This is a genomic window from Lysinibacillus sp. GJ-1 (genome assembly GCF_021166035.1).
GTDB classification, from domain to species: domain Bacteria; phylum Bacillota; class Bacilli; order Bacillales_A; family Planococcaceae; genus Lysinibacillus; species Lysinibacillus sphaericus.
Genome location: NZ_CP088912.1, coordinates 4,233,725 through 4,250,294, shown reverse-complemented (window position 1 = coordinate 4,250,294; position 16,570 = coordinate 4,233,725). Strand labels below are relative to the sequence as shown.

15 protein-coding genes are annotated in these 16,570 nt (G+C 37.0%); 12 read left to right on the top strand and 3 right to left on the bottom strand.

Annotated elements, in window-relative coordinates:
- The first annotated feature begins 63 nt into the window (after positions 1–63).
- Genes tsaE through tsaD form a run of 4 tightly spaced genes read left to right on the top strand, consistent with a single transcriptional unit; the run spans position 64 to position 2,684 of the window.
- Positions 64–516: a tRNA (adenosine(37)-N6)-threonylcarbamoyltransferase complex ATPase subunit type 1 TsaE gene (tsaE, locus tag LO754_RS21110; protein ID WP_231785209.1), complete on the top strand. Its 453-nt coding sequence runs from the start codon at positions 64–66 to the stop codon at positions 514–516.
- Positions 513–1,223 carry a tRNA (adenosine(37)-N6)-threonylcarbamoyltransferase complex dimerization subunit type 1 TsaB gene (gene tsaB, locus LO754_RS21105; protein WP_024363925.1) on the top strand — a complete coding sequence of 237 codons (711 nt, stop codon included), beginning with the start codon at positions 513–515 and terminating at the stop codon, positions 1,221–1,223. The genes tsaE and tsaB overlap by 4 nt, the downstream gene beginning before the upstream one ends.
- Positions 1,213–1,665, top strand: coding sequence for a ribosomal protein S18-alanine N-acetyltransferase (rimI, locus tag LO754_RS21100; RefSeq protein ID WP_024363926.1), 453 nt, complete (start codon positions 1,213–1,215; stop codon positions 1,663–1,665). Before tsaB ends, rimI begins: the two co-directional genes overlap by 11 nt.
- Positions 1,665–2,684, top strand: coding sequence for a tRNA (adenosine(37)-N6)-threonylcarbamoyltransferase complex transferase subunit TsaD (gene tsaD / locus LO754_RS21095; protein ID WP_029747360.1), 1,020 nt, complete (start codon positions 1,665–1,667; stop codon positions 2,682–2,684). The genes rimI and tsaD overlap by 1 nt, the downstream gene beginning before the upstream one ends.
- 645 nt (positions 2,685–3,329) lie before the next feature.
- Here the strand turns inward: tsaD and LO754_RS21090 are convergent.
- Positions 3,330–5,273, bottom strand: coding sequence for an ABC transporter ATP-binding protein (locus LO754_RS21090; protein WP_231785208.1), 1,944 nt, complete (start codon positions 5,271–5,273; stop codon positions 3,330–3,332).
- A gap of 295 nt (positions 5,274–5,568) precedes the next feature.
- Between LO754_RS21090 and LO754_RS21085 the strand changes: the two genes are divergently transcribed.
- From LO754_RS21085 to tatC, 3 genes are all read left to right on the top strand, one after another.
- Complete coding sequence (locus LO754_RS21085; RefSeq protein ID WP_024363929.1) at positions 5,569–6,204, top strand: redox-sensing transcriptional repressor Rex; 636 nt, start codon at positions 5,569–5,571, stop codon at positions 6,202–6,204.
- Positions 6,205–6,320: 116 nt separating this feature from the next.
- Positions 6,321–6,536, top strand: coding sequence for a twin-arginine translocase TatA/TatE family subunit (locus LO754_RS21080; protein ID WP_231785207.1), 216 nt, complete (start codon positions 6,321–6,323; stop codon positions 6,534–6,536).
- Positions 6,537–6,556: 20 nt separating this feature from the next.
- Positions 6,557–7,378, top strand: a complete 822-nt coding sequence (gene tatC, locus LO754_RS21075; protein ID WP_024363931.1) for a twin-arginine translocase subunit TatC — start codon at positions 6,557–6,559, stop codon at positions 7,376–7,378.
- Positions 7,379–7,416: 38 nt separating this feature from the next.
- Here tatC and LO754_RS21070 read toward each other — a convergent pair whose 3' ends face one another.
- On the bottom strand, positions 7,417–8,181 hold the full coding sequence (locus tag LO754_RS21070) for a CPBP family intramembrane glutamic endopeptidase (RefSeq protein ID WP_024363932.1): 765 nt from the start codon (positions 8,179–8,181) through the stop codon (positions 7,417–7,419).
- Positions 8,182–8,354: 173 nt separating this feature from the next.
- Between LO754_RS21070 and groES the strand changes: the two genes are divergently transcribed.
- The 5 genes from groES (at position 8,355) to LO754_RS21045 (ending at position 15,531) form a co-directional block, all read left to right on the top strand.
- Positions 8,355–8,639 (top strand): co-chaperone GroES, encoded by a 285-nt coding sequence (groES, locus tag LO754_RS21065; protein WP_024363933.1) that lies wholly within the window; start codon positions 8,355–8,357, stop codon positions 8,637–8,639.
- A 56-nt stretch (positions 8,640–8,695) separates the two neighbouring features.
- On the top strand, positions 8,696–10,330 hold the full coding sequence (groL, locus tag LO754_RS21060; RefSeq protein ID WP_231785206.1) for a chaperonin GroEL: 1,635 nt from the start codon (positions 8,696–8,698) through the stop codon (positions 10,328–10,330).
- A 269-nt stretch (positions 10,331–10,599) separates the two neighbouring features.
- Positions 10,600–11,286: a response regulator transcription factor gene (locus LO754_RS21055; RefSeq protein WP_024363935.1), complete on the top strand. Its 687-nt coding sequence runs from the start codon at positions 10,600–10,602 to the stop codon at positions 11,284–11,286.
- Positions 11,273–13,324 (top strand): sensor histidine kinase, encoded by a 2,052-nt coding sequence (locus LO754_RS21050; RefSeq protein WP_231785205.1) that lies wholly within the window; start codon positions 11,273–11,275, stop codon positions 13,322–13,324. Before LO754_RS21055 ends, LO754_RS21050 begins: the two co-directional genes overlap by 14 nt.
- A 728-nt stretch (positions 13,325–14,052) precedes the next feature.
- Complete coding sequence (locus LO754_RS21045) at positions 14,053–15,531, top strand: MDR family MFS transporter (RefSeq protein ID WP_024363937.1); 1,479 nt, start codon at positions 14,053–14,055, stop codon at positions 15,529–15,531.
- A 177-nt stretch (positions 15,532–15,708) separates the two neighbouring features.
- Here the strand turns inward: LO754_RS21045 and LO754_RS21040 are convergent, their stop codons facing one another.
- Positions 15,709–16,464, bottom strand: a complete 756-nt coding sequence (locus LO754_RS21040) for a GNAT family N-acetyltransferase (RefSeq protein ID WP_231785204.1) — start codon at positions 16,462–16,464, stop codon at positions 15,709–15,711.
- Between the last annotated feature and the right edge of the window lie 106 nt (positions 16,465–16,570).

The following is a 16,570-nucleotide window of genomic DNA, read 5'->3' as shown; positions in this document are numbered from 1 at the left end:
TGCTTTGAACATTTGCTTGTGTTTCGGTAAACTAGAAGTAATGAGCTAGGAGAGGACATAGAGATGATATTTGAAAAAATAATGAATTCACTAGAGGATACAGAACGCTTTGCCATTAAGTTAGCAAATTTACTGATGGCTCAAGATACAATTACATTAGAAGGGGATTTAGGGGCTGGGAAAACCACATTTACAAAGGCATTAGCAAAAGGGCTAGGAGTAACAAGAACGGTTAATAGCCCTACTTTTACTATTGTAAAACAATATGAGGGACGTTTACCTTTTAATCATTTAGATGTATATCGCTTGGCAGAAAGCGATGAGGACCTTGGCTGGGATGAGCTATTTTACGGTGATGCGGTATCTGTTGTTGAGTGGGCCCATCTAATTGAACAGGATTTACCAAAGGAACGTTTAGGAATTAAAATATATCGTATTGGTGAAAACGAAAGACGATTTGTGTTAATGCCTTATGGAAAGAGATACGAGGCACTATGTGAGGAGCTAATGAGATGATTTGGTTGGGAATTGAAACAGCTAATGCGCCACTTTCTGTTGCAGTTGTAAAGGACGGAAAAGTGATGGCCGAGGTTGTACAAAATATAAAATTAACGCATTCTGCAGGAGCCATGCCAGCAATTGAAACGATACTAGCAAATGTAGGTGTAAAGCCAAATGAACTAGATGCAATTGCTGTATCAGAAGGACCTGGATCTTATACAGGCGTGCGCATTGGTGTAACGCTTGCTAAAACATTAGCGTGGACGCTTCAAAAGCCATTAGTCGGTGTTTCAAGCTTAAAAGTTTTAGCAGCAAATGCAGCACTTTTTGATGGACTAATTTGTCCTATCTTTGATGCACGTCGGGGCAATGTATATACTGCTGTTTATAAAGGAACAAAACTGGATGTGGTTATAGAAGACTATCATGATCATATAGAGGCACTGTTAACACGTTTGGAAGCTTTAAACGCGCCTATACTATTTGTAGGGGCTGATGTCGATGTATTTTGGGATAAAATTGTTGAAGTTCTTGGAGTAAACGCGTGTCGTGCAGCTCTTCATGAGGACTTGCCACGAGCTAGTGCAGCCATTCTTTTAGCGAGCGCAGAAGAGCTACCGAGTATCGAGGCAGTTCACCATTTTACTCCGCAATATAAACGCATTGCTGAGGCTGAAGCGAATTGGTTAAAGGAGCAAAAGGAGAAGACACATGAGCAGTAATATCGTATATCGTAAAATGGTGTCAGAGGATGTTCCAGCGGTATATGCGATTGAGCTTGCTACATTTCCTACACCATGGACATTGGATTCTTTTTACTATGAGATGCATGAAAATCAATATGCACACTATGTTTTAGCAGTAGATGAAAACAATACTATAATTGGTTTTTGTGGCATGTGGATGGTTATAGATGCGGCGCAAATAACCAATGTGGCTGTTTTAGAGACGGCTCGTGGACAAGGAATCGGAGAAGGCTTAATGCGGGAAGCGATGCGTATTGCACGTGAGCATGGAATGGACGTGATGAGCCTAGAGGTACGTGAAACCAATACTGTGGCGCAAAACCTTTACCGCAAGCTAGCATTTCAAGATGGTGGCATACGCAAAGGATACTATACAGATAACGGGGAGGATGCCCTAGTCATGTGGGTGAATTTATAATGGAAAATCGAGTTATATTAGCAATTGAATCGAGCTGTGATGAAACAGCAGCCGCGATTATTCGTAATGGTTCTGAAATTGTTTCAAATGTGGTAGCTTCACAAATTGAAAGCCATAAGCGATTTGGTGGTGTTGTACCAGAAATTGCATCACGCCATCATGTCGAACAAATTACTATTGTTATTGAAGAGGCGCTAAAACAAGCGAATATGAAGCCCTCTGACTTAGATGCAGTAGCTGTTACAGAAGGACCTGGTCTTGTAGGAGCACTTTTAATTGGCATTAATGCTGCAAAGGCGTTTGCCTTTGCCAATAATATACCGATTTTAGGTGTGCATCATATTGCTGGACATATTTATGCTAACGCACTTGTTCAACCGATGGAATTTCCACTTCTAGCCCTTGTTGTGTCAGGGGGACATACAGAGCTTGTTTATATGAAAGAGCATGGTTCGTTTGAAGTGATTGGCGAAACACGAGATGATGCAGCAGGTGAAGCATACGACAAAGTTGCACGCGTGCTAGGCTTACCATATCCTGGAGGTCCTCGTATAGATCAGTTAGCACATGAAGGGCAAGAAGCCGTTGCTTTTCCTCGTGTATGGCTTGAAGAAGGCTCGTATGATTTTAGCTTTAGTGGCTTAAAATCGGCAGTTATTAACTATAAGCACAATATGGATCAACGTGGTGAAGAAATATCACCAACTGCAGTTGCAAAGGGCTTTCAGGAAAGTGTAGTGGAAGTTCTAACAGCTAAAACATTGCGTGCAGCGCGGGAGTATAATGTTAAACAAGTCATTGCAGCTGGTGGAGTAGCTGCGAATAAAGGACTGCGCACATCCCTTGAAACGGTTTTTGCAAAAGAGGGAATTCCATTTTTTGTACCGCCATTGAAATTGTGTACAGACAATGCAGCAATGATTGGAGCAGCCGCAACACCAATGTTTGAAGCTGGTATTCGTGGAAATATGATGATGAATGGTCGCCCAGGTATGGAATTAAAATCGTGGGTTGACTAAGAGATTGAAAAGAGGAGGCTCAAGTTATTCGGGCATCCTCTTTTTTTACGTATAAAATCTTGAATATTGTAAGAAAATATATACTTATAATAGAAAAAGAATAGTTGACAAATTTTTCAGAAAATTATCCACAGAACGTGTGAAAAAAACATGTGAAAAAACTGCGAACATTCGTACTTATGCACAAAATGTGGATAACTTGTGCATAAGTTGTGATTATTCTATATATAGTAGCGTATTTTACACAAAACTATGTGGATTAAATAATTTGAAATTGTGGACAGTGTGGAAAAGTCTGTTGATATGTTGATATTACTAGTTTTATAGTGTGAATAAAGTTGTGGGCATTTTTTGTCGAAAAATAGCACTTGACCAATATATATGAAAAATAAAGGCGAGTAAAGAAAAAAGCCATATGACAAGCATATGGCTAAAGGTGCCAGGTACTAAAACAATTCTGAAAATTATGAGGGGAAATCCACGACAGAACGTAAGACGAAGGCATTCCATGCGATAGCGAGGGTTGCGGCTTACGTGTGTGCCCGCGGAAAGCGAAGTGGATTTTTAAGATTTAGGAGCTTATATTATGCAAGGTATTTATGTTTAGTGCCAAGTACTTAAAAGATTATACAGTTGCTATACGATTTACAAAATAATATTTTCTAATTCTTCATTTAGCTCAAGCCATTCCATTTCAATGACTTCGTGCTGTTCTTTAACAGTAGCTAACTCATTTTGTAGTTGTATAATTTTCTCATGGTCTGTGAAAATTTCAGAATCGCAAAGTGCTTCTTCTAAACGAGCAATTTCTACTGAAGCCTTCTGCATGTTGACTTCTAGCTCTTCAATAGTTCTTCTAATTTGGCGTTCACGCTTTTTTGCCTCTTTATCAATTGTTGAAGTAGAGGTCTTTTCAGATGCTGTTGATTGTAGTTGTGACTGAGAAGCTGCTTTCATTTGAGCAATTTCGTAAAGCTCCTGTTTTTTCTCAAGATAATAATCATAATCACCTAAATACTCAAAAGAACCTTCTCCAGATAGCTCAACAACTTTGGTAGCAATTCGGTTAATGAAATAACGGTCATGTGATACGAAAAGGAGCGTTCCAGGATAATCAATTAGGGCATTTTCTAGCACCTCTTTACTATCCAAATCTAAATGGTTGGTAGGCTCATCGAGAATTAAGAAATTCGCTTTTTGCATCATTAACTTTGCCAATGCCAGTCGAGCTTTCTCACCACCAGATAAAGAGTTTACCGTTTTATCCACATCTTCGCCGCTGAATAAAAAGCGACCAAGTACAGTGCGAATATCTTTTTCATTCATTAATGGCCATTCATCCCATAGTTCCTTTAAAACGCTCTTGTTGCTAGATAGTTTCGCCTGTTCTTGATCGTAATAGCCAATTTGCACATTAGTACCATAGCGGATTTCCCCTGCAAGTGGGGACAAATCTTTTACTATGGTTTTTAATAATGTGGATTTGCCCACACCGTTTGGTCCGACTAATGCGATGCGGTCTTCACGAAAAGTTCGTAGTGTTATGCCGCTAGAAATTTGCTTGTCACCGTAGCCAACAGCTAAGGCATCAATAGAAAGTACATCATTTCCACTTTGCCGTTCAATTGTAAAACCGAAGCTAGCGGACTTTTCATCTCCTTCAGGGGAGTCCATCCATTCTGTGCGTTCAAGCATTTTGCGTCGGCTCTGTGCCATTTTGGTCGTCGAGGCACGGGCAATATTTTTTTGAATAAAATCCTCTAGCTTGGCTTTCTCATCTTGTTGGCGTTCAAACATTTTCATATCGCGCTCATAGTTTTTTGCTTTCTCATCTAAATAGGCACTATAGTTGCCTGTATATTTTGTGACGCGATGGCGAGATACTTCATAGACGATAGAAACAACTTGATCTAAGAAATAACGGTCATGGGAAACAATTAAAATAGCGCCTTCATAGCCTTTTAAATAATTCTCTAACCAAGATAGCGTTTCAATATCTAAATGGTTGGTAGGCTCATCGAGAATTAATAAATCGGGCTTGCTTAGTAGCAGCTTAGCAAGAGCTAGACGAGTTCGCTGGCCCCTTGACAAGGAGCTTATTGGTTTTTCATAATCCTCTGGGTAAAATTGCATTCCATGAAGAACAGAGCGTGTATCAGACTCGTACTGATAGCCACCTGCATCTTTAAAATCATGTTGTAATTGGTCATATTCGGACATTATCTTTGTATACATGTCAGAGTTATCGTAAACGGCTGGATTAGCCATTTGTTGTTCAAGGGAACGTAATGCTTTTTCTTGTGAAAGAAGCGGTTCGAAAATTGTCATCATTTCGTCCCAAATTGACAACGTAGAATTTAGTCCAGCATGTTGTTCCAAATAGCCGACTTGTACACCTTTTGGAATGATAATATCGCCAGCATCATATGACAATTGACCAGCAATGATTTTTAGTAAAGTGGATTTACCAGCACCGTTACGTCCTACTAATGCGACACGATCACGATGTTGAACTTCTAGTTTTACGCCACTTAAAATTTCATCGGCAATAAAGGATTTATATAGTTGATTGACTTGTAATACAATCATTCTTGACACCTCAATTCATTCTTAGTGTAAATGATGAGGGATTTGCTTGCAATGTCAGTGCTTTACTTATTCCAAGCTGTCATGTAAGATTGAAACGATTTCTCTTTAGTTAGTGGCGTAAAAAACGCCGTTAACTAAAGGGAAATCCACCAGTGGATGTCACAGATTACCGCATAAGCTTGGAAAATATCTGGACGCAATTACACAGTGATGTAATTGATTTGTATAAGCATGTTTCAAAAGAATATTCAAATGCACTTCTGTGGATTTGATGTGTTTATAAGGAGGAAAAAGTTTGAAACAAGAAGTGAAAATTCCACAAGCCACAACTAAAAGACTTCCTCTTTACTATCGATTTATCCAAAACTTTGCGCAAGAAGGAATGGAACGTATTTCATCGAAGGAATTGAGCGAAGCGATGAAAATCGACTCTGCAACGATTCGTCGTGATTTCTCTTATTTTGGTGCGCTTGGGAAAAAGGGATATGGCTACGATGTACAACATCTATTGACATTTTTTAGTCAAACACTAGATCAGCATGAAACAACAAAAGTAGCATTAATCGGTGTGGGGAACTTAGGTAATGCCTTTTTAAAGTATAATTTCCAGAAAAATCATAATACGCACATTGTGGTGGCATTTGATTCGAAGGCGCCTAAGGAAGGGAAAATGATCAGCAATATTCCTGTGTATCATCCCGATTTACTAGAAGAAAAGTATGCTGAATACGGGGCAGACCTAGCTATTTTAACAGTATCTTCACGCTCTGCTCAGAAGATGGCGGATCGCTTAGCTGCAATGGACGCAAAAGGTATTTTAAACTTTACACCAGAGCGAATTACTGTACCCGATTCTATGAAATTATTAACAATAGATTTATCAGTTGAATTGCAAGCGCTTATTTATTTAATAAGAAATAGCGATAAATAAGTGCATTCACAATTTTGTAAACAGTTACAATTGATGGCGTTCAAACTATCTAAATAAATTCGCCAAACCTAAAAATTTAAGTTAAAATGATATATATATAAGAGGAGGTGGCTGTAATGGTTGTGCACTTAAGTGCTATTACACCAGTTAGTATAGTTATTATCGGTGTGGTTGCAATTTTAATTTTCGGACCAAAGAAATTACCAGAGCTAGGTAAAGCTATGGGTTCTACACTTCGCGAATTTAAAAATGCAACAAAAGGTCTAGCTGATGACGATGATGATGCAAAAAAGAAAGTAATTGAACATAAAGAAAATGATAACGTTAAGTAAGTTAAGGATGTCAATTTAATATGAATCCAAGAGAATTAACTGTTACAGAGCATTTAGTAGAACTAAGGAAACGGCTCTTTATTTGTGCTGTTTTCTTTGTTATTGCACTTATTGTTGGCTTTTATCTAGCTGAACCAATTATTAAATATATTCAATATAGTAAAGAAGCAGAGCAACTAACTTTAAACGCGTTTAATGTGACCGATCCTCTTGTTATTTACCTACAAGTGACGGTTTTTGTAGCGTTCGTTTTAAGTTCACCATTGCTTCTTCATCAAATTTGGTTGTTTATCACACCAGGTTTACATGAGACAGAACGTAAGGCTACTTTAAAATATATTCCTTATTCGTTTATTCTATTTATAGCAGGTGCATCATTTTCTTATTTTGTGTTGTTCCCATATGTTATGCATTTTATGATGGGCTTATCTGCGGATTTAGAAATCAAACAAACAATAGGAATTAACGCATATTTTTCATTTTTGTTTCGCCTAGTTATGCCTTTCGGAATCGTTTTTCAGTTACCTGTTGTAACGTTATTTTTAGCACGTTTAGGTATATTAAATCCTGAATTAATGGTGAAGTTCAGAAAATATGCATATTTCGTGTTAGTTGTGATAGCGGTATTCCTTGCACCACCCGACTTTATTTCAAATGTTATTGTAGCAATTCCGCTATTTGTAATTTATGAGATTAGTATTATTATAGCGCGCAGGGGCTATCGTAAATTTTTACAAGCTGAAGCAATGCAGTTAGAGGAAGAACGGATAGCAGCAGAACGTGAGCAAGTGGAGCGTTTGTTGGCTGAGCAAAAACGACAAATAGAAGAAATGAATGACTAATTTAAAAAGCTGGATGTGATGATCACATCCAGCTTTTTTTATTGCATTTTTTGCAGTTCTTGTAAAAACTTTTGCAACGGTTCAGCGTTTAATTGGATAAGCGTTACAAAGCCATTTAGCATAATGTGCGCGATAATTGATGTCCATATCCGTTTTGTTTTGTGGTATAGGAAAGCAAAGATTAAACCACAAATGGTATACAACAGGATGTGTGAAAAATCAAAATGAATCAGTGCGAAGAAAATAGCACTAACAATGGCCGCCACCCAGAAATTCGTCGTTTGAACAAGTGAGCCGAAAATAACGCGACGGAAGACAAATTCCTCTAAAATGGGACCAAAGACAACAATCGCTAAAATGGCAATGGGTGCACCTTTAGCTATCGCTACGATATCAGCAGTGTTTTGTGAGCCACCCTCGATTCCAAAAACAGCCATTTCAATAGCCGCTCCAATCATTTGACCGAAGAATACAAGGAAGAAACCTAAAACGCCCCACATAATTGTAAGCGGGATAGACTCTTTTTTACCTTGATAGACATCCCAAAACGTTTTATCGCGAGTGGTTAAAATTAAACTTATAATCAATGCAATCGCAAAACTGAGTGCGATATACCAGCCTTGTGTGATAGGAGCTGCTTGTTCGTGAGATAAGCCTGTTGTATTCATCACGAATTGATGGAACGGTAAAAGCAACCATCTACCTGATACTTGCATGATAATGTAAACGATTAAAACGTAAAGAGCAGTTTTTTTATGCTGAACGCTTTTTAGAGAATTATTCACAGTCAAAATCCTTTCCATTCATAAGCTTCCTTTCTATTGTAGAGGAATATGGAAAGAAAACAAAATTTTTCGAAGTTCTCGCTTGCAAAAAAAGAATTGATTGATTATCATAATAAATGTATTAGCACTCGTTGATATAGAGTGCTAATAAACTTTCAACTAATATTTAAATTAATAGGAGGTTGTTTTACTTGTTAAGACCACTAGGAGATCGTATTGTCATCGAACTAATCGAGGTAGAAGAAAAATCTGCATTTGGGATTGTACTACCAGACTCTGCAAAAGAAAAACCGCAAGAAGGTAAAGTAGTAGCAGTTGGGACAGGTCGTGTTTTAGAAAACGGACAACGTGTAGAGCTTGACGTTAAAGTTGACGACCACATTATTTTCTCTAAATACGCAGGTACAGAAGTTAAATATGAAGGCAATGAATACTTAATCTTACGCGAAAGCGATATTCTTGCAATTATTGGATAATTATTATTATATGAATCAAGCTTAACGAATATTCCATTTCAGGAGGGTAAATTCAAATGGCAAAAGACATTAAATTCTCAGAAGAAGCTCGTTCATTAATGCTTCAAGGTGTAGATAAATTAGCAAACGCAGTGAAAGTGACATTAGGTCCTAAAGGTCGTAATGTCGTGTTAGAAAAAAAATTCGGCTCACCATTAATTACAAATGATGGTGTAACAATTGCAAAAGAAATTGAACTTGAAAATCCATACGAAAACATGGGTGCAAAATTAGTAGCAGAAGTTGCTTCTAAAACAAATGAAATTGCTGGTGATGGTACAACGACTGCAACAGTTCTTGCTCAAGCCATTATCCGTGAAGGTTTGAAAAACGTAACAGCTGGTGCAAACCCTGTTGGCATCCGTAAAGGGATTGACAAAGCGGTAGCAGCAGCGCTGACAGAATTACACAGCATTTCTCGTCCGGTAAGCAACAAAGAAGAGATTGCACAAGTTGCGGCAATTTCAGCGGCAGACGACGAAGTAGGCAAACTAATTGCAGAAGCAATGGAACGTGTTGGTAATGATGGTGTTATTACAATCGAAGAATCTAAAGGTTTCACAACGGAGTTAGATGTAGTGGAAGGTATGCAATTCGATCGTGGTTATGCATCACACTATATGGTAACAGATACAGATAAAATGGAAGCCGTTCTTGAGAACCCATACATTTTAATTACAGATAAGAAAATTACAAATATCCAAGAAGTTTTACCACTATTAGAACAAGTGGTACAACAAGGTCGTCCACTTTTAATGATCGCAGAAGACGTTGAAGGTGAAGCTCTTGCAACGCTTGTTGTAAACAAACTACGCGGTACATTCAACGCTGTAGCAGTAAAAGCGCCAGGTTTCGGTGACCGTCGTAAAGCAATGCTAGAAGATATTGCAATCTTAACAGGTGGTCAAGTAATTACAGAAGAATTAGGTTTAGACCTTAAAACAGCTGATATTACATCACTAGGCCTTGCAGCGAAAGTTGTTGTCACAAAAGACAACACAACAATCGTAGAAGGTGTTGGCGGCGCAGATGCAATCGAAAGTCGCGTAGGCCAAATCCGTGCACAACTTGCTGAAACAACTTCAGAGTTCGATAAAGAAAAATTACAAGAGCGCTTAGCGAAATTAGCTGGTGGTGTAGCAGTGATTAAAGTTGGTGCTGCAACAGAAACAGAACTAAAAGAGCGTAAACTTCGCATTGAAGATGCACTGAACTCAACACGTGCAGCAGTTGAAGAAGGTATTGTATCAGGTGGTGGTACTGCACTTCTAAACGTCTATGCAGCAGTTGAAAAAGCAGCTGACGCATTTGACGGCGATGTAGCAACTGGTGTAAAAATCGTACTTCGTGCGTTAGAAGAGCCAGTTCGTCAAATCGCAAACAATGCTGGTCTTGAAGGTTCTATCATTGTAGACCGTTTAAAACGCGAAGAAATCGGTGTTGGTTTCAACGCAGCAACAGGCGAATGGGTAAACATGATGGAAGCAGGCGTAGTAGACCCAGCAAAAGTAACACGTTCAGCACTACAAAACGCAGCTTCTGTAGCAGCTTTATTCTTAACAACAGAAGCGGTTGTAGCAGATATTCCAGAACCAGCAGCACCAGGCATGCCTGATATGGGCGGTATGGGTGGCATGGGCGGCATGATGTAATAAGCCGTCAGCCCCTTGCTAGAAGGGTTTGTAATAGGTGAAATGCTAGGATTTTAACGAAGCCTCTCATAAGTTCATGGAACTTGTGAGAGGCTTCTTTTTTTGTATGTCCATGAAAACAGTTCTGGACAATGATCGTACATAGGAAACAATAAGAAAATCTTAAGAATTGGTGCATGAGTTTGTTAAGATTTAGTTAGTATTATATTTTTATACGAATCCAATAGGAGTGATTACAGGAACCTAAAGAGATGGAGGATTGAATGTAGTTGAACATTTTGATTTGTGATGATGATAAAGAAATTGTAAGGGCAATAAGCGTTTATTTAGAAAATGAGGGATATAAAGTTTTTAAAGCGTACAATGGTGTGGAGGCAATTGATCTTATTCAAGAGCAAGTAATTCACCTAATTATTATGGATATTATGATGCCAAAAATGGATGGCATTACGGCGACCATGAAGATTCGGCAAGATAATATGATTCCATTAATTATGCTTTCTGCTAAGTCGGAGGATTATGATAAAATACTCGGATTAAATATTGGTGCAGATGATTATATGGCAAAGCCGTTTAATCCATTAGAACTGGTCGCTCGAGTGAAATCACAGTTAAGAAGGTATACGGCATTTGGCAGTCTGGAAGTAAGTAGCCATATTTTCCAAACGGGTGGTCTTATGATTGATGATGAAAAGAAAGTCATTACGGTTGATAAACAAGCTGTTCATTTGACCCCAGTACAGTATAAAATTTTAAAGCTACTTACAGCCAATACTGGAAGAGTATTTACCATTGAAGAGATTTATGAAAAGGTGTGGAATGAAAGCGCCGTTAACCCAGAAAATACGGTGGCAGTCCATATTCGGAAAATTCGAGAAAAAATTGAAATTAATCCGAAAGAGCCGAAGTATTTAAAAGTTGTGTGGGGAGTTGGGTATAAAGTTGAGAAATATTAGTCATGCACTGATTACAAAAGTGATTGTGTTTCTAATTGCTATCGCTTGTTTAACGGGTACAGCGAAGGCTATTATGGGCATGGAATTAAATGATGTTTATCTTAGTAATATCAATGAAGATAATTACTTTGAAAGTCAAGTATTCGCTGATGAAAGTTATAGTGTTATCAGCTCCTTAGCACAATTAATCGGACAATATAAAAGTGAAGAATATATTTTAAGTGGTAAGGCACTAACAAATGAAGACATAACTGCAATCGAAGAAGAACTATATAATAATTTTCAGTATTCATCCAAGTATAATCCGAATTTGACTGAATTGGAATATAGACGCATATATCAAGAAGAATATGCGGATGAATTGAACAGTAAAAAAGAAGAAAGCATGAGACAACAAGTACGGGTTTTTTATCGTTTACTCAACACTTTAGAAGCATCTGAAGGAATCGTCTATTATGCAAGTGACGGTAAACATATCTTCTCCAATAGTGAACTAAATAAAAAAGAACAATTTACATCATTTGGCGCATATATGCTAGTTGATGATTATCAACAGAAGCTGTATCCAAAAGAAGTAGGAAAAAGTAAGTATGTAGATTATGTTACACAAGAAGTGGAGCAGTTAAATCCACAAACAGACGTTATTTATGTGGCGTTTGAAGAATCTTTCTTACAGCAAAAAATGCAGGAATGGCAAAAAGATAAAGCGATTGCCAAACGTTTACTGAATGAGTTTATGTTCTATCTAGCAGGATTTATTGTATCTTTTGTTTATTTAATAATTGTTATTGGCAGAACGTCATTCAAAGATAAAGAACTGCATTTACATGTTATGGACAAATTATATAATGATTTAAATATTGTAATCGTCGTATGTTTAATCTCTATGTGGATGGCTATGATTATTGAAGTGTTACGCAAGATGAACTTGCTTCTGACGGTGCCTATTTTTATAATTGCTTTGTTACTAGTCTTATCACTCGTGAAGCATATTAAAAATCGAACATTATTGCAGCACACACTTATCTATCAAATTATTAAAAAATGTTTTATTGTGGTGAAAAACATATTTGATAATGGGAGTACAGCGGTAAAAATTGTGTTACTTGTTATCGGCTATCCTTTAATAGTAGTGGCTACATTTTTTATGTTTCCTATTACACTAGGCGTAGCAGCCTGGTTGGCAATGAAAAAGGTGAAATCGTTTAATCGCATTAAAGAGGGCGTAGAGCAGATTAAAAATGGTGACCTTCATCATCGAATTGAAGTAGATGGAAAAGGGGAGTTTAGCCAACTTGCCATGAATATTAATAGCATTACCGATGGTTTAAAAAAGTCGGTGGATAGTGAAATCAAGAGTGAGCGTTTAAAAACAGAGCTTATTACGAATGTTTCGCACGATATCAGAACGCCATTAACGTCTATTATTACGTATGTCGATTTATTAAGAATCGAAAAAGACCCGGAATTAATTGCTGAATATATTGATGTATTAGATCAAAAATCGAAAAGGCTCAAGCTTTTAACGGACGACTTGTTTGAAGCGGCTAAAGCGTCAAGTGGCAGTATGCCTGTTCAATTAGAACGAATTGATATCGTTTCGTTACTAAAACAAGGCATAGGAGAGATGGATGAGAAAATCGAAGCAGCATCCTTAGATTTTAAGTTAGCCCACCCAACAGAAAAAGTCTATGTGAAGGCTGATGGTAAACTTCTATGGCGCGCCATTGAAAACTTATTTTCGAATATTTTTAAATACGCACTGCCTGCATCTAGAGTATATATTGATGTTGAAGATTTAGGTAATGAACTACAAGTAACATTTAAAAATATTTCAGCGTATGAATTAAATATTTCAGTCGATGAGCTTATGGAACGTTTTACACGCGGAGATGAATCTAGATCGAGTCAAGGTAGTGGATTAGGGTTATCGATAGCTGAAAGCCTTATTCAAATCCAAGATGGAAAGTTCTTCGTTCAAGTAGATGGCGATTTATTTAAGGCGATGATTTACCTACCAAAATTTCAAAATGAATAAAATAGTGAAGGAATAGGATGCATAAAGTGTGTCCTATTCTTTTGCAGTTGTTGTCCAACGACTATTGAAATAATTTTTTCTTGTTCTTGAAATCTTTGACTTCTGCAAATAAGTTCGTTATAATTCGTGATGTATTATAAAATGCGTAAAGGAGGACTATTAAATATGACACTACGATTCCCAACTTTGAACCAATAATTGAATATGGTCAAAGGCTCTGTTTGTGTATGCAGAGTAAACGGAATTAGTCTGTCTTGTTTTAATATACCTCATTTCATATTTGTGAAAATACAATTCCATCATTTTATGAATCTTTCCCATATATCACACTTCGAAATATAGGAACGATTGTTTAATCGATGGAAAAATATGCAATGTTAGAAAGGCGACTTTGTTCAACCTTTCTTTTATTTTTGTCTAATTACACCTTTTTTGATGGTATCAAAAGTAGGTGTTTTATGCCCTCTGGCTAACTTCATAAAAATAGGACGGTTTTTTCCCTTTACTTTTGAGATCACAGGCAGATGTTTGTGATCTTTTTGTTTTCTATAGTGGGTATTATGAAAAGCTCTGACGCTAAACAAGGTGGTGAATTCCCCAATGGTATATGAACTAGGAAGGATTGGGTAGGATTTGTTTGGAATATACAAATTTTTAAGCATAGGTTACTTATCATAATGAAATCTATGAAGCATTTTTTAATATGACTATTCGTAAGGAGTAAATAAATGAATCAAAATCAAACGGTGAAATATGAATTCCTATCACAGGACCCCAATGTTAAAACATTACCCATCATGTTGTCGTTAATTATCGGTGCGTTCTTTGCTGTTTTAAACGAAACATTGTTAAACATTGCCTTAACTACATTAATGCATGAATTCCATATTACCTTGCCAACCGTTCAATGGATGGCAACAGGGTTTATGCTTGTCATGGGTATAGTCATTCCAGTCTCTGCATTGATGTTGCAGTGGTTTACAACAAGGCAATTATTTCTTGGTGTGATGGTCACGTTCACAATTGGAACGATTATTTGTGCTATTGCACCTAGTTTTCCAGTTTTATTAGTAGGGCGTTTAATACAAGCGATTGGAACAGGGTTGTTAATGCCCATTATATTTAATGTGTTTCTTTTGTTATATCCACCAGAAAAGCGCGGGAAAGTTATGGGTATTGTAGGTCTAACGTTTACGTTTGCACCGGCAATTGGACCAACTTTATCTGGGGTGATCGTAGAATATTTAGGTTGGCGCTATCTATTTATTATTGTTATTCCTTTTGCCATATTTTCAATTGTTTTTGCCTTTAAGTATTTAACAAATGTTTCGGAAGTTACAAAACCTAAAATTGATTTTCTATCATTGCTTTTTTCAACGATTGGGTTTGGAGCAATTATTTACGGGTTTAGTGCTGCTGGTGAAAAAGGTTTCCTTAGTTCTAGCGTTTATCTGACGATTATCATTGGAGTCATAGGTGTTGTCTTGTTCTCGTTAAGGCAATTTAAGCTGAAAGAGCCTGTTATGGATTTACGGGTATTCAAATATCCAATGTATACACACGCTGTATTTATGTTTGTCATTATTATTATGGCGATGTTTGCATCAGAAATTATATTACCTATATTTATGCAGGGACCATTAGCTTTGACGGCTGCAACAGCGGGGCTCGTATTACTACCAGGGAGTTTACTCAATGGGCTCATGTCGCCAATTATGGGGCAGATGTTCGATAAATTTGGACCACGTGTATTGATGATTCCAGCAACACTTGTTTTAAGTGGTACCGTATTTACTTTGAGCAGGTTAACGGCTGAAACATCGATTTGGATAATTGTAGTATGCTATATTTTATTAATGCTAAGTGTCTCGGCTATTATGATGCCAGCACAGACAAATGGTTTAAACCAACTGCCTAAATCTTTATATCCACATGGAACGGCAGTGATGACTACTTTACAGCCTGTTGTAGGCGCTATTGGTGTTGCTGTTTTTATTAGTATTATGAATGCCAAACAAAATCATTTTTTACAAAAGGCAACAAATCCGAGTGATCCGTCTACAATTAGCCAAGCAATGGTAGCTGGTGTGGAACTTGTTTATCTTATTGCCTTTATTATCACGATAGTAGCGATTATTTTAGCATTTACTGTTTATCGTGCGGTGCCTAAAGAAATAGTTGAAACACACTCTGAAACGAAATCTTAGCATAATATCGGTTGAATACTGCCCAATACTATAGTTAACGTTAAAAATAAAAGCTTCTCATCAGTTGCATCAACTTTTGAGAAGCTTTTTATTTACGCTAATTAAAGAAAAAACGGTAATCTAGCAATCGCTTTTCTAGTTTGTTGTGATGCTGAAGTATCGTTTAAAGACAGCTAGTTATTGACCTTCAACCTTTAAAACTTCATATTGGAAACCCCGATAAATGTAATGTTGTTTTTGATACATGTCTCTCGGTGTATCTTCACCATCTGCTACTAAAATAACGGTTTTTTGCTGAAAATTTTGCATTACATATTGCTGAAGTTGTGTACCTATTCCTTTCCGTTGATAAGCCTCTAGTACAAATAAATTATCAATTTCAACTGTCATATCTTCTTCAATTAGCTCTGTAGAACCAACTGCGATGCCTTCATAATAAGCAAGGAGTTGATGTTTCTTCGAATCGTGAAAACGGTGTTTGAGTAAAGCTTGTTTTTCAGTGGCAAAAGTTTCACCATATCTTAAATCTTCTTTGTACTGCAGTGTTAAAAATGCCTCTAAATTGTCGTCAGTCACAGGTCGAACTTCAACATGCTCATTTACCTTTGCAGGGAAATGGCTAGGTTCAATTGTATATAACTCTAAAAATCCAATATCATAGTTTTCATCCGTTAAATAACTGTGAATAGTGCTCGGAATTTTTTCGTTAGACGGGAAAATAAATTTTAAATGTCGCTGATTATGTTGTTGGTGATAGGAGCGTAGTAAATGCTCCATTTTCTTAAATGTCGTTAATGCAGGCATTGTTTTAAATAAAATAAAATTACTATCATAACGGCTCAGCATTTCTGGATAATGCACATGCCGATACATTTCGTCTTCATAAATGATATGGCCAATTTTTTCTATATGCTCAAAAGTAATATCGTTCATTGTAAATCTCCTTATTATGCATGACTTGAAAAAGGGTAACGATTGAAACTTTATTGCTATTAGTGTGAATACTATGGCACTTGATAGCAATGGAATTCTAAATGAT